Below are 14,360 nucleotides of genomic sequence, written 5' to 3'. Positions count from 1 at the left end.
CCCTTCTCACCTGTGCAAAACGTACATCCATTAAAGCTCCAAGTCTCCCAAACCGCCCTCGCTGATCCGCACCAACGCCTTGACAACACCCGATGGCCGAATCAGCTTCCTGTTGATGACTGGAGCTGGGGCGTCCCAGTTAGTTACGTAAAGGAACTGGCGGCTTATTGGCGGTATTCGTTTGATTGGCGCAAACAGGAAGCCGACTTGAATCGCTTTTCGCAGTTTGTTACCCAGATAGACGGTCAGGATATTCACTTTATTCACGTTCGGTCGACGGTCCCTGATGCGCGCCCCCTTTTGCTGTGCCATGGCTACCCAGGCTCGGTGGTTGATTTTTTTATCAAGGTCATCGAGCCATTGACGAATCCGGCAGCCTCGGAACCGGCATTTCACGTTGTTGCCATTTCGCTGCCGGGACTTGGGCTGTCACCTACTGTGACAGAGGTCGGGTGGAATCTGATGCGCACGACCCACGCGTTTGCCGCTCTGATAAGTCAGCTTGGTTACGAACGGTTTGGTGTGCAGGCGGGTGATGCCGGGGCTGGGATTGCCTCGCTACTGGGCGTCCTGTATCCGAAGCGCATCATAGGCATTCAACTGAATGGTCCTGAACCGACTGCTGAGAAGTTCGACATCCTGGCCAGCGCCAACGACCTTTCGACGACGGATCAGATTCGATTGGAGCGGATGAATGCGTTTACTCGCGAAGGAACCGGCAATCAAGCGATCCAATCCACGCGGCCATACACTATTGGGTACGGCCTGCATGACTCGCCGGTGATGCAGTTAGCCTGGATTGTAGAGAAATATAAAGAATGGATCGATCCTCGAAAAGCGCTTCCCGAAGACGCCATTGACATTGATCAGATGCTGACGAATGTGAGTCTATACTGGTTCAAGGCCAACGGAGCCGGAACGGCTAATTTCATCTATGAAAACATGTATCCGGCCCCGGCTGCCGCTAACCAGGATTGGTCAGCCGGTGGCGATGGGAGAAGTTCGTGGACATCCACTGAATCTGAGCGGCAGGTGATTCCGATGGGAGTAGCCATGTTTGCTGCTGACAAGACCATTCGTTGGTTGGTCGACCGGGATGGAAGCATGTCTCACTGGCCTGAGTTCGACAAGGGCGGGAACTTTGCTATGATGTAAACCCCGAACGAGTACGCGTCGGATGTGCGGAAGTTTTTTGGTCAACTTAACCCGTAACGCTACATAGCAGTAGCATTTATTTTCTGCTTCCCAGCAAGTTCCTGCTGACATAGGGCTGTCACAGTCGGCCCGTATCTTTAATCTATAACAATCCTCATGAGCATGGCCCAACTTAATCCGTTTACCATTCAGGTTCCCCAGGACGTACTGGACGATCTTCAGCAGCGGTTGACACGTACCCGGTGGACCGATGAACCCCAAAATGCGGACTGGAATTACGGCACCAATCCTCAGTGTCTGCGTGAGTTGGTGGCGTATTGGCAAAACAACTTTGACTGGCGCAAACAGGAAGCGGCCCTGAATGAACTGCCGCAGTTTACAACGACCATTAATGGCACCAGCATCCATTTCGTCTACGCGAAGGGTAAAGGTGAAAACACTAAACCGTTGATCCTGAGCCACGGATGGCCGGATAGCTTCTTTCGTTTCTACAAAGTCATTCCGATGCTAACCGACCCGGCGTCTCACGGGGGAAATCCGGCGTATTCCTTCGATGTGGTCGTGCCGTCGATTCCGGGTTTCGGGTTTTCCGATCGCGTCGCGCTCAACGACGATGCGACAGCGAATCTGTGGGCGAATTTGATGACGGATGTATTGGGGTATGACACGTTCGTCGCGGCCGGTGGCGATCTGGGCATGGGCATTACGAAATCGTTGGCCAATCAATACCCAGACCGTGTACAGGCCATTCACCTCACCGACGTGGGTTATCCGATGGGCACCGAAGACTGGTCGACGATGTCGCCCGCTGAGCAAGAGTTTGGCCAGTTCATTCAGCAATGGTGGTATGCCGAAGGGGCATACAATATGATTCAGTCGACCAAGCCGCAGACGCTTGGCTACGCGCTGAACGATTCGCCGGTGGGGCTGGCATCGTGGATTGTTGAAAAATTTTACGGTTGGAGCGATATTCAGGGTAATCTGGAAAACAGCTTCACGAAGGATGAACTGCTGACCAATATCATGATTTATTGGGTCACCCAGACGATCAATACCTCTATACGAACGTATCGAGAAGGAATGCTGGCCGCTTATTCAACCGAAGGGGGGCTCAAATCAACTCAGTACGTAGAGGTGCCTACCGGCGTGGCCATCTTCCCGGCGGATGCTCCGACTCCCGAAGACTGGGCAAAACGGATGGTGAACGTAAAGCGTTTCTCGAAGATGCCGAGGGGAGGACACTTTGCCGCGCTGGAAGAGCCGGCCTTATGGGCGAACGAAGTCAGGGCTTTCTTCTTCGAGGACTAGATTTCGAGGTCAATTAAGCGTCTTCTCGCGCCCAGCCGTCCGGTGTGCTAATCAGAAGCCTGATGAACAAAACTTAGCGTTCCCTAGAACGCTAGGCAGGGTGTTTAATGAGGTAATTATACCAGCACGCTTTTCATCGAGTTTAAGCCTCGTCCGTCCAGCTTCAACGGACGAGGCTTTTCTGTCAACAGATTATTTCTATACAACACTCGCCTAAGACACTCTATTGATTTTTTGAATACAAATGGTCCCGTCATAACCGTCGCCGACTGGGCCGCCAAAGGGGTCGGAAATTTTCCAAAGCGTCGGTAGGGCGACAGGGGCTAGCCACCTCTTTTTATGATTATACCCAACAGTCTTACATGAATGCTTCTCCTTGGGACGAAGGAGCGTTCATGTATTATTTCAGCTAACCGGGCTTTAATTGGCTGGCTTGGTTTAATACCTGTTAACTACTACCCATAGCATACTGGCCAGCAGTCGGCTTTTAGAAGGCACAAATATCTCGAAATATGGGTAAGCTACGGGTCGGCTTCGTTCGATCCGCCCTTCAGAAACGGTATACCCTGGGCAAAAAACCATCTTTACCTGAACATACGTTTTCACCCACGGGTTATTTAGGAGCAGTTACTTTCACGTTGCCCTAAGGGCTACTCATACCGATGCTACCTATCCAACCTGACCCAGAAATCAACCGGCTGCAAGCCATTCGAAGTTATGAGATTCTGGACTCCTTACCCGAGGCCGACTACGACCATATTACCAGTCTGGCTGCTCAAATCTGTCAGACTCCGATCTCCTTGATTAGCCTGGTCGATGAAAAACGGCAGTGGTTTAAGTCGGCCCTAGGCTTTGCCGTTCGGGAAACACCCCGCCAGTTTTCTTTTTGCGCCCACGCCATCCTCCATCCAAACCAGCCTTTCCTGGTCCCCGATACCCGGCAGGATGAACGCTTTGCCAGTAATCCGTTTGTGACGGGTGAACCCCACGTCGTTTTTTACGCTGGCATACCGCTGATTGATGACAATGGCTTCCCCCTGGGCTCCCTGTGTGTGCTGGATGACAAGCCCCGGCAATTGAGCGAGGCTCAACTGGGAGCTTTACAAACCTTGACTAATCAGATAGTCAATCTGCTTACCTTACGAAAAGCCAGCAAGGCTTTACTGCTAAGTGAACAGCGATATCGAACGCTGACAGAGGAACTGGAAGAGCAGGTCCAAATACGCACCCAGGCCCTCAAACAAGCCAACGATGAGCTTCACCATGCGAATAAATTACTACGTCAGGCTAATGATGCGTTGCACGAATTTGCTTCGGTGGCTTCCCATGACCTGCAAGAGCCCCTGCGAAAGATTCAATCGTTTGGCAATCTCTTGCAGGCCCAGTATGCCGACCAATTGGGCGAGGGGAAAACTTACCTGGACCGGATGCAATCGGCGTCCAATCGCATGTCATGTCTGATTCAGGATCTGTTGAGTTATTCTCGAATTTCCGCCCTCCATGAGCGTCGTCAACTTATTTCGCTCTCCGCAGTTGTGCAGACGGTTCTTTCGGATTTAGAGTTGGTGATTGCCGAAACGGGTGCACTTGTGGAAGTGGATGCCTTACCGGAGGTGCTGGGGGACTCGATTCAGTTAGGCCAACTCTTCCAGAATCTGTTCAGTAACGCCCTCAAATTTAGCCGGGCAGCGACATCCAGCCAGGGAACGTCAGCCATCTCGAAGCCTCCACGGATTCAGATTCGAGTTCAAACGCTGCTGGCCAAGGATTTACCTCCATCGGTAAAACCGGCCCTTTCCGCCCCGCTCTACTACCGGATCGATGTAATTGATACGGGCATTGGCTTTGAGCAGAAGCATGCCGACCGCATCTTTCAGGTCTTTCAGCGACTCCACGGCAAGAGTGAGTTTGCAGGCACAGGCATTGGGCTGGCCATCTGTGCGAAAGTGGTGAGTAACCATGGGGGGGCTATTCGGGCGACTAGTCAGCCCGGTCAGGGAGCAACCTTTAGCGTCTTTTTACCCAACTAGCCTACTCCCTGGAGGCTAGCCCGTGGTGGAAATCAGTGTTGCCCTGCTTAATGGCCGATGGGTCTCACCGGTTAATGTGGATAGGATGTCAGCCGGACTGATGGACAGCTGAGCCTTATAGGAAGGGCCAACTGGGCGTTTATCCCACAGAATTGAGCAAAAAAATCACCGGTGTTCGTTAATACTCGCGCCAATACGTATTGTCAATTGGGTGACAGTCAATGAATTATCTACCTGGTCAAGGGTTGGCATGATTTGAGCTTATTAGTAAGCGGACGGGTTTTTATCTTCAGTTGTTCGCTGCCTTCGTGCAGCCTTACCATAGATCGGCATCGTTTCACTCAACGTTAAGAAAAAACAAAACCATTGGAAGCTCGGTATTGAACCGAGCTTTTCGTTTAACCGTATTGTAAAAGCCAGGTAGCCATGAACGGGTACCTCATGATCTTTATTGACGCCGATCGCAGCGGCCGGTCCGCAGGTGCGGCACCGTGACGATGATCCTGATATTTTTAAACTGGCCATATCGGAATTGGCCCTGCCACATCCAGTCATCGTTTTTTTCAATGGTCAAACCGCCCTGAACTACCTGAAGTCGACATCAGAGATTCCCTTTTTGATTATTTCCGAAATCAGTATGCCGGGAATGAGTGGCCTGGAGCTTCGGAAACAAATCGATCAGGATTCGGGGCTGCGCAAAAAGTGTATTCAGTTCGTGTTCATGACCCATCCCGTTGAAGAAAAACTGGTCGAAGAAGCCTATGAATTAACCATTCAGGCATTATTTGAAAAGAAGTTCTCCTTCGCTTCCTGGAAAGCGCAGTTAGGGTTCATTATTGCCTAGTTGACCGAGTGCCATCATCCCAAACGCTTTAGCCAGTAACGGGCCTTTCCGGTAGACACATGCTGACGCTAGAAGGATTTCAATAAAATTTGCCTGACCACGGGCAAAAGCATTTTCATGATGTCGACCGAAGTCTTGATTTCCATAACAACTCGTGAATTACTGGTGACAGCTGATATGGCTTCACGAAACTATAGATTTAAGACGCCAAATTGGGGATGCCTATACTGATTGACCTGATACCTTCCGAATTTACCGCATATTCATTATTTTTTAGCGATGACCAACATTAGAGCCGGCTGCGTACCATAAATTAGCCAAGGCTTTCTGATGCTTAGATCGTAACTCTTCCAGCTTTATCTGGTAATCAATAAGCTTGGTTTCCCGGCTATTGATCAGAAAGAGGGAACTCTCCCCCAACTGAAACTTATCCAATTCGGCACGCACCAGAACCTGCTGATTAGTAGTCGTTTGTTGCTGGGTGGCAATCTGCTGTCCAAGGGCTGACAGTTCATTCCACGCACATTGCACGTCGTTGACAATATCTCGGCCAGTTTGTTGCCACTCTAGGCCCAACTGCTGGTTCTTAAGCTGAACCTGCCGCAGTTTCCCCCGTTCAGCACGCAGAAACAGAGGAAACGCCAGATCAACGCCAATCTTATGGTTATCAGCCTGAAAGCCATAATAATCTGTTCCGTCGTAACTTGCTTCGGAGAGTGGACCTCGGCTTACTAAGCTAGCCTGGAGGTTCACTTTAGGTAGCAGTAAGGCGCGTCGGTAGCGCTCTTCAACCGTTACTTGTTGTTGCTTGCTGGTAAGTTTAAGAAGCTCAGGATGGCGTTCGCTCGCCCGGGAAAGCAGCTCCTGAAGCTGCAGTTGGCTGATCTGATCGGAAGGAGCGGCCTGTGGCGCAACGTTGGGAGGTAAATCAATCGGTTGAGGAGTCGATTCAGCCGTACTGCTCCACAAAAACGTACTTAGGGTCAAGCGCGCATTTTGCAGGCTAACCCCTGCCTGTTGAAGCTGCACCAGCCTATCCTGAACAGTTATCAGGGCTTCGGTAGTGTCGATAGGAGCAGCATCACCGATTAACGCCCGCTGTCGAACAGCCACAAAACGCGTCTGTGCCAGTTGATATCCCTGATCAATCCAGCGGAATTGCTGGAAAGCCATGTACCAGTCCCAGTATGCTTTGGCGGCCTCCAGAAGCGTCTTATTGATGAGTGACAGCCGTTCAGCATCAGCCAGATCAACGGCTAATTGAGCCTGCCGGAGCGTATTTCGTCGGGCGTCAATAAAAAGACCCTGAGTAACGGGCACACTTACTCCTACGCCGATCAATCCGGTTGATGGTACAAAGTTCTCAGGATTCAGGTATTTGCCGGTACTTCGATCATACGTCATTTTCACGTCAAGACCGCCGGGTAACACCGGTACAGATAAACCCGATTGCCATTTATCATAATAGAGCGTATTGCCGAAATTCTTCTTCTGATAATCCGTGAACAGCTTAGGGTCAAATGCACCACGAGCCTGCTGCACCTGGGCCTGTGCTTCCTGGTTTAACAGAGCTGCCTGCCGCACAATTGGATTATGCTGAAGAACAGCCTGGTAAAACTCATCGGCCGTAAAAACAGGCAATGTATTCGGTGTGGCTGCTCTCGCAGGTAACGTAGCGACAGTGCCTGTCGATGTGCCCGAAACGGAAATGGCTGTTCGGGATAAAACGTCTGTTGGAATGGGTTCTGGTTGTCTGGTAATTGGAGCAGGAATCGCTTGTCCACAAAGCGATCCTGACCAAAGTACTAAACTCCAGAACCAGAAACATGAATGCATTAACTTCATACTTTTTCTTTAATCTGGGGTTCTTCTTGCAGACTCGGCGGAAATCCGTTGAGCTGGCGCCATATCTCATACCAGATTGGTACATCGTCAAGCATGACCCAGCCCACAACACCGGAACCCACGCGAAGCTGCTCAGGCCAGGGCTGATCGCTGGGCATGGCTTCCGGTCGGACTAATAAACGGTATTTGCCATTCGTGCTGCTGACGGCGTCAATAACGACCACTTTACCGCCGAACGTACCAACGGCTACCGCTGGCCATCCTGAAAATTGAATGGCTGGCCACCCGTCAAACTGCAGGCGTACCATGCGCCCCCGTTGAATCAACGGGACGTCCATCGCCCGTACATATAGCTCGACGGCCATGGTTGGGTTGTCGGGCTGTAACGTAGCAATGGATTCACCTTCTTTAATGGTTTCGCCAATCCCGGCTTTCAACGCGCGCACGATGTAGCCGTTTTGTGGTGCCCGTATGATGTAAAGGCCGCGTCGAACATCGACGTTACTGATTTTATTTCGCATAACGGCAATCTCATTGTTAGCACTGGCCTGGCTCGAAACGGCCGAACTACGGTCCGACATTGTTTTAGCAACTTCCTGCTCATATTTAGCCTGAATGAGTTGTAGGTTAAGCTGCGCATTAACCAACGACTGTCGCGATACACCAAGCTTGTTGTCCTGCACTTGAACTTTGGCATAATCCTGCTGAAGCGTAAGCCGCCGACCTTCCAGATCGGTCAGCGAAAACAACCCATCCCGATATCCTTTCTCGTAGCGTTCGAGCCGGGCGACGGCAATCTGGTAATTACGCTGGATAGCAACCAGATCCGTACTGTCGATCCGGACTTGCAACAGGCTCTGCTGCACCTTGTTTCGGGCGGAAGCAAGGTCCACTTTAACGCCAGCCGTTAAGGCCGAAATTTGTCCATCCAGCGCTTTAATTTTGGCTTCTGTGGCGAGTCGGCTGCCTTTTTTAGCGGCTAATTGCTCGTTCAGTCGCTGAGGAAGGTTTGGATCAAAATAGTCGTCCTTAATTTCCGAAATAACCAGCAACGTATCGCCTTTCCGAACGTATTGACCTTCCCGAGCGGACCAGCGTTCAATCCGACCAGCAATCGCATTCTGAAGGGATTGAGGGCGATCCTGCGGAGTCAGGGCGGTTATCGAGCCCGTACCACTTATGTTCTGACGCCAGGGCAGAAACAGTACGACTATGGTAAGAAATAGAAAGAAGAGCATCCAGCGGCCAAGCTTACGGCTGCTACGAGGCATAGGCAACGCCTGTAACGTTTTGAGTGGATGATCAACAACCATCTGCTCGTCAATCTGTTGATTCGATAAGTTAAGCATGGGTTGGTGTATCGGTTTCGATGGGTAAGTCGGTTACAGCGCCAATTTTTTCGACGCTGGTAAGCATGTCAAAAACGGTGTCTACACTGGTAATCAACTTATCGACAGCGCCGGTAATCAAAACAATCACCAGTTCAGAAGCGACGAATTGTCCAAGGGACATCTCGCGGCTCACGACCAGGGACGTACCAATAATCAGCAGCCCCCCGGTCACCATCGTTTTGAATCCAACAGAACTATAGTAAAAGCGTTTCAACACGCTGAAATGATCATTCCGGTGTTTGATATAGCTGGCCAGGTACTTGTCAATTTGATCAATTGGATTAGTTCGTTCATCGAAAGCATGGGACTCCGAAACTTTCAGTGAATACTGTTCGAGCCAGTCAACAACCTTGTATTTATCACTCGATTCTTTAATGCTGGTACGAGTTCCTTCAGGTCCGAACAGTCGAATGACCACATAAATGACCAGTAATGTAATGAGGCCAAATCCGAGGAATACGGGGTGATAGAACGAAAGCAGAATCGTACCAAACAGAATCTGCACCGCAGCGGCTGGCAGATCGATCAACACCTTCGACATGCCTTTCTGAAGCGTCACTACGTCGAAGAACCGGTTCATTAGTTCGGGCGGGTAGTAATCGTTTAAGGCCTCGGGTTGAATGCGGGGCAAACGGTACGTAAATTCAAAAGCCGCCTTCGCAAATATTCGCTGCTGAATAATTTCGACAAGGGTAAACTGCACAATAGTCAGTAATCCTCCGGCCAGTACACCGACAATTACTAATCCGATCATGACGTAGACCGAACTAAACAGCATACCGCTGGATACCAGATTGAAGACCGCCTGAATACCCAGGGGAAGTGTAAGGCCGATAAGCCCTGTGATGATGGCAAATAAAAGCGTGTAGACAATATCTTTTCGTTCAGTGCCTAATAACCGTAACAATCGCTGAAGAGACGAAGGAGGTGGCTGCAACTTGGTATTCACGGCCATAAATTCAATAAGCAGTTAACATTAAAATGGCATTAAAAACACTAACTATTTAACTGCCCAATCTGCTTTTTGGTTTGGTACAATTGGATGAAGGAATTGTAAGAAAATTTAATTTTAATCCTATTTAAGAAATTTTAACTTATTAAGAGACCGGTATACTACAATAGGAGAATTTAATTGTCTGCCTATAAAGTTTACTCATTAATTCGTTTTTAAGGGAGTTATGTGGCTTGAATTGATCCGAAGTCAATATGGTTTCCCCAAGCCAGTGCACTTGACTCTCAGAATATACTTGCACAGTATACACTCACCTGGCGCTTACAAGTAAATTAACGCATGGCTTACCCATGTAGGAAGATACGATTATTTGCGGGAGGATCTGATAGCCTGGGACAAGAACAACGGCAACTTTTATGGATTTGAAACCCGTGACGCTGCGGGTGTCAATTCGAAGCAGGCAACTGGCTATAATATCGAAGGTATAGAATTGGCGCCCAATAGCACGACAACTGTTTACATCTGTTTTAGAGCACCGCAAGTACCCACCAGTTCTCGGATAAGGGCACTAATTGTTCCAGTCACCAATTTCACCAGTCTGCTTTCGGCTACAGGTGGTACGAAGGGTTCAGCTCAATTTGGTGCACCTATTGAGCTGGATTTGGGCAATCGGGGTATTCAAGAGATTCGCAAAAACAGCAACAATGAGTATGTCATTGTTGCTGGACCTCCGGGCGGGCAATGCAACAGGCATCGTTACTTTTTACATAAACAATTCCATCGGCCACCGCTGGGCTCGAGTTGATGATATTTGCCGTCGCGAATTCCCATTTCTTTACGCCTGTCTGTACATCCAGCGCATACACCATTTTATCGAAACTGCAGGCATATACCATTCCATTGGCTATGGCCAAAGTTGAGTTGACGTAACCAGCCGGATTGCTCAAGGCAAAGCGCCATTTCTGAACACCCATTTGGGTCAAAAATGCAAAGACCGCATATCCGCTGCCAATGTAGAGTATTCCATTTAGGACTGCCAGACTCGACTCAACTCAACTGAAGTTTGGGTAAAAAACGTTCTGGTTTTGGCGCCCGTTAGTGCATTAAAGAAAGCACATCTTCTGTACCATCACCGATGTATAGTATTCCATCGGCAACAGCGGGGCTGGACGGCACAAAGAAGCCACCGGTTACACTGGTATCCCACTTTTTGGTGCCAATCTCGGCATCCAGCGCAACAAGTTTCCCTCCGGTTCCACCCGCATAAACCAATCCATTGGAAACGGTAGGGCTGGTATTAACTTTCTGGCCTGAAGCGATGGTATAGTCCCATTTTTTTGCCCCATTCCGGGCGTCAAGGGCATATAATTTATCATCGCCACTGCCAATATAAACGGTTGTATTTGATTGGGCCTTTACTTACCAGAAACTCACTAATAGTACTAGACTGCTGATCAGTAGGTTTATTTTCATTGTAAATTTAACGAACGAGACAGGTGTAGAATGAAGATAGCAGGCGAGAAAATGCCTTTCCAAAGATAGCAACCGTAACGAGTAAAGTTGATCCGTTTAAGGGTAATTTTCTGAATTCGGGCAGCTAAATGGGCCAATCTCTTCTAGAAAAACTACCCGTTGGAAAACAGTGCTGGAAAAACCAACTGGCCTTATCCTCATTCAGGGATTTTGGGCATTAGCTCCATACCTGGAAATCAGGATCAGGCTCTGCGAGTGATTTATTCGCCAAGGGGGCGTCTGTTGATACGTGTCCATAGTCGGTTGCGGCTGGGCGGTGATTAGCGCATCTCCCTCTCGTATGATAAAGCCATGTATTATACTTCATGACGCGGAGTGAAAACAACTAAAAGACTAAATTTCTAGCTTAACTTATTCATCAAATATCCGCTATATGAAGTTTCTATTGCCTCATAGAACACTCATCTATGAGGCAATAGAAACTCGTAGTCAAAGATTCACGATTATCTCGGGACGTTGGGCATATTCTTTCATCAGCAGGTTCGGCGTGACATTGGCAAACTGCTTGAAATCTTTAGCCAGGTGGTCATAATCGGTATAGCCAAATTCAACAGCTACGGTCAACCAATCCTGGTCAGGATGCATTTCTTTATAGTTTATCGTTTGAAAGAACCGGCTGATTCGACTATAGAGCTTGGGGCCGATGCCAATTCGCTCACTAAATTTCCGCTCAAATTGACGGGGACTTAAATTGGCTTGATCGGCCAGCCAATCCAAGGAGAAAGGCATTGGGTTATTAAATAATAGCGTCCCAATTCGGTCAATGGGATGAGCCTCCCGTTTGACTTTTTTTAATTTACTTAACATATACTGCTCAACCCGCTCAATCATCTCAGTATAGTCTTTAGAATTAGCCAGTTTATCATTTACGGCCTGTAGTTCCGAATTTAGTACCGATTCTCCGTCACAAAACACGCCGGTCAGTTCCGTACTTGGCATACCTAATAAACGATAGAGGGCTCCCGGTTGAAAAATGACCTGCACCATCAGGAAGTCGGCCTTCACAACGCATTGGAAATCAAGCCGGGACACTTGCTGGCCAAATAGAGCATTAGGGGCGATTGGAACCGTTTTCCCAGTTAATGGATCATGGGATGTAATAAAGCCACGGACGAAAAATATCAGGGCTTGCTCCAGACGGGCTGGATAAGGCGTTTTCGGAAAATCAGCTGGATGATAAAAAAGATTGACCAGTAGATAATTCTTTATATAAGGCTGTAACGCTAGGCAAGGACAGAATTCGCGGAAGATCATAGCGCCTGAAGGATAGCCACCAGTTTTTCTGGCATCGAGAAAAACGGTGAATGACTACTGGCCAAGGTATACATTTTTTGGACAGCTACGTTTTTAGCTATACTACGTTTATCCAGATCTTTAGCCTGGGTACAAAGGATATACACTTTCGGAATAGCACCATATTGAGCATCCGTTACATGTACCGGTGTACCCAGACATGCCATCGGCTGAGGCCCAATATGCGCTTTTACATAGGCTATGTCGTCGGCCGAACAATCCTGATAGAATAATTGGCCAACCCGATCTGGATCGACCACAGAAGTCTTTTTGTCATCCGCCAGCAGGAGACACTGACTGAGCGAGGGTCCAGGAGTTGGTTTGCCAGCGGCTTTATTCAGAGCTTCCGCTTTGCCTGCCAGCGCAAAAACAGACTCGCCATTTTTAGGCATAAAGGCATCCAGAAATACCAGTTTGGCCACTTTTTCTTTGCCTAATACCTCAGCTGCCTGCGCAATTGCAACGCCCGCCATCGAGTGCCCAACCAGAATAACTGGACCTGTTTGGGCAGTGGCGACCTGAACTACCTTTTTTGTATAATCATCAAGGGTAACCGTAGCGGGGGAAGTTTTGTCATCGCCATGCCCAGGCAAATCAAGCGCCACTACCCGATTGCCATTAGCTTCCAGCAAGGGTACTACCTTTTTCCAGCACCAGGCTCCATGCCAGCCTCCATGAACCAGCACATAGGTTTTCGATTGAGCGTGCGAAACCGTTTGAAATTGTGCTGCAATTAGCAGTAAAAGAAGTCTGATTGTCATGATTGTAGCAGTTTAATGTCTGCCACAAACCTATCAGCCTCTAATCAAATACAACAAGTAAAAAATCGACATCCATTCCCCTGTAGTACAATCATTAAAGATCGTACATGTCTTGGCAAAAGCCTTTGATACGACGGTCGAAGCTTTATTCCAATTGGAGGATATTGAGGCCGTCCTTATTGATGAGTCGGAAGCCTCCTCTTCTTAACAGAAGGAACCTCACCGACATATCCGGCTTAACCTCGAATGGTAAACCGGATACGCTGTTGGCCACTTACCGGTGTTTTTTTACTCTGGCCATTGGAAAAGCACATAAATTATTTCACAAATTTATTCAACTGTTCATCAATCACGGTTAAAAGGTTCCGGCCATCATGGACATATAATAGTTGGCGCAGTGGATGCAAGTCAGCAGTAGTAGTGCTTTATTGGATAAAGAGGCAAACAGATCGGTTGTTTGGATCAAATATTCATAATTCAGGGTGCTCCATTTCACATCAGGCTTCATGACGACTAGTTCAGTTTCTTCCTCGTCAAGGAGGATAAATGACTCCTTAAAAACACCCCGGTGCTGAAAAAGATAGTCTTTCTCAATGGCATTAAAATAGGTCTGTAGGGCAATACTGCCGTTCCAGTTCATGGAGAAAGTCAGTAGCACCGTGTCGGCCTCTTTGAGTTCAATGGTTGCCCCCCAAAATCCCTTTGGAATAAGTTGATAGGTCGAATGGTTTGCCAGTTCGATTGATGCCCTAAACTGAAACCAGTTTTTGTATGAAAGTTTTCCAATCAATTCATCGCCCTGCCTCAACTCAAATGATAATGAATTGATGGATGTTGCCTCATAGTCGGCCGTAAGCGTTTTCATTGTCGAACGTGTTTAGTTAATCTGAGTAATGGAAAGGGTTAAGGCAATCACCACAAATCCCAAGATAGCTTCCCGCTGTTTGGGTATGAAATTTCCATTAATTTTAATTGTAAAGTCAAGGTGCATCGTTGTTTAGTTGTCTATAGTGCTGCTTACACAGCTGTTTTTGTCGATTGTAAAGTGCGTAATCTTTCTATTTTCGGCGCTTCTTATCGGACGTGACTGTTGATATAATTTGTTGTATAGTAACCGACCGTCTACTAGTTGACGAACTGTGGAACGAAGCCCTGCGCCAGTATTTTAGGGAAGAATTAGCGATGGTGTTCTATGATCCGAAAAAACCACCGGCACCCATGAACTAAGCGTTAGGCGCCATGTGCAAT

The 14,360-nt window shown here is 48.3% G+C and carries 12 protein-coding genes; 4 read left to right on the top strand and 8 right to left on the bottom strand.

The features are described 5' to 3' along the window. The first annotated feature begins 12 nt into the window (after positions 1–12). The 4 genes from G8759_RS29795 to G8759_RS29780 all read left to right on the top strand — a co-directional run bounded on the left by G8759_RS29795 (position 13) and on the right by G8759_RS29780 (position 5,337). On the top strand, positions 13–1,155 hold the full coding sequence (locus G8759_RS29795) for an epoxide hydrolase family protein (protein ID WP_167216528.1): 1,143 nt from the start codon (positions 13–15) through the stop codon (positions 1,153–1,155). Positions 1,156–1,311: 156 nt separating this feature from the next. After that, on the top strand, positions 1,312–2,463 hold the full coding sequence (locus G8759_RS29790) for an epoxide hydrolase family protein (RefSeq protein WP_232073997.1): 1,152 nt from the start codon (positions 1,312–1,314) through the stop codon (positions 2,461–2,463). 662 nt (positions 2,464–3,125) lie between these two features. Then, entirely contained in the window at positions 3,126–4,493 is a 1,368-nt protein-coding gene (locus tag G8759_RS29785) for a GAF domain-containing sensor histidine kinase (RefSeq protein WP_167216526.1), read from the top strand. A 451-nt stretch (positions 4,494–4,944) separates the two neighbouring features. After that, positions 4,945–5,337, top strand: coding sequence for a response regulator (locus G8759_RS29780; protein ID WP_232073996.1), 393 nt, complete (start codon positions 4,945–4,947; stop codon positions 5,335–5,337). Between the two features lie 273 nt (positions 5,338–5,610). Here G8759_RS29780 and G8759_RS29775 read toward each other — a convergent pair whose 3' ends face one another. The 8 genes from G8759_RS29775 to G8759_RS29740 form a co-directional block, all read right to left on the bottom strand. Beyond that, complete coding sequence (locus tag G8759_RS29775; RefSeq protein ID WP_232073995.1) at positions 5,611–7,182, bottom strand: TolC family protein; 1,572 nt, start codon at positions 7,180–7,182, stop codon at positions 5,611–5,613. Next, positions 7,179–8,531, bottom strand: coding sequence for an HlyD family secretion protein (locus G8759_RS29770; protein ID WP_167216524.1), 1,353 nt, complete (start codon positions 8,529–8,531; stop codon positions 7,179–7,181). Before G8759_RS29770 ends, G8759_RS29775 begins: the two co-directional genes overlap by 4 nt. Further along, on the bottom strand, positions 8,524–9,528 hold the full coding sequence (locus G8759_RS29765) for an ABC transporter ATP-binding protein (protein ID WP_167216522.1): 1,005 nt from the start codon (positions 9,526–9,528) through the stop codon (positions 8,524–8,526). The genes G8759_RS29770 and G8759_RS29765 overlap by 8 nt, the downstream gene beginning before the upstream one ends. Positions 9,529–10,238: 710 nt before the next feature. After that, a complete protein-coding gene (locus G8759_RS29760; RefSeq protein WP_167216520.1) occupies positions 10,239–10,508 on the bottom strand; it encodes an outer membrane protein assembly factor BamB family protein in 270 nt (89 codons plus the stop codon). A 112-nt stretch (positions 10,509–10,620) separates the two neighbouring features. Further along, on the bottom strand, positions 10,621–10,914 hold the full coding sequence (locus G8759_RS29755) for an outer membrane protein assembly factor BamB family protein (protein WP_167219336.1): 294 nt from the start codon (positions 10,912–10,914) through the stop codon (positions 10,621–10,623). Between the two features lie 573 nt (positions 10,915–11,487). Next, entirely contained in the window at positions 11,488–12,312 is an 825-nt protein-coding gene (locus G8759_RS29750; protein WP_167216518.1) for a helix-turn-helix domain-containing protein, read from the bottom strand. Next, complete coding sequence (locus G8759_RS29745; protein WP_167216516.1) at positions 12,309–13,112, bottom strand: alpha/beta fold hydrolase; 804 nt, start codon at positions 13,110–13,112, stop codon at positions 12,309–12,311. The genes G8759_RS29750 and G8759_RS29745 overlap by 4 nt, the downstream gene beginning before the upstream one ends. Before the next feature lie 355 nt (positions 13,113–13,467). Then, on the bottom strand, positions 13,468–13,977 hold the full coding sequence (locus tag G8759_RS29740; protein WP_167216514.1) for a hypothetical protein: 510 nt from the start codon (positions 13,975–13,977) through the stop codon (positions 13,468–13,470). Positions 13,978–14,360 lie beyond the last annotated feature (383 nt).

This window comes from Spirosoma aureum, assembly GCF_011604685.1.
In the GTDB taxonomy this organism is placed as follows: domain Bacteria; phylum Bacteroidota; class Bacteroidia; order Cytophagales; family Spirosomataceae; genus Spirosoma; species Spirosoma aureum.
Note: the sequence above shows the minus strand (reverse complement) of the source record. Positions and strands in the feature narration are given on the sequence as shown.

Bases quoted from the DNA above. Each gene is read 5' to 3' on its own strand.
- G8759_RS29775 (WP_232073995.1), bottom strand. From the start codon at position 7,182: ATGAAGTTAATGCATTCATGTTTCTGGTTCTGGAGTTTAGTACTTTGG.
- G8759_RS29745 (WP_167216516.1), bottom strand. From the start codon at position 13,112: ATGACAATCAGACTTCTTTTACTGCTAATTGCAGCACAATTTCAAACG.
- G8759_RS29740 (WP_167216514.1), bottom strand. From the start codon at position 13,977: ATGAAAACGCTTACGGCCGACTATGAGGCAACATCCATCAATTCATTA.
- G8759_RS29785 (WP_167216526.1), top strand. From the start codon at position 3,126: ATGCTACCTATCCAACCTGACCCAGAAATCAACCGGCTGCAAGCCATT.
- G8759_RS29770 (WP_167216524.1), bottom strand. From the start codon at position 8,531: ATGCTTAACTTATCGAATCAACAGATTGACGAGCAGATGGTTGTTGAT.
- G8759_RS29765 (WP_167216522.1), bottom strand. From the start codon at position 9,528: ATGGCCGTGAATACCAAGTTGCAGCCACCTCCTTCGTCTCTTCAGCGA.
- G8759_RS29790 (WP_232073997.1), top strand. From the start codon at position 1,312: ATGAGCATGGCCCAACTTAATCCGTTTACCATTCAGGTTCCCCAGGAC.
- G8759_RS29750 (WP_167216518.1), bottom strand. From the start codon at position 12,312: ATGATCTTCCGCGAATTCTGTCCTTGCCTAGCGTTACAGCCTTATATA.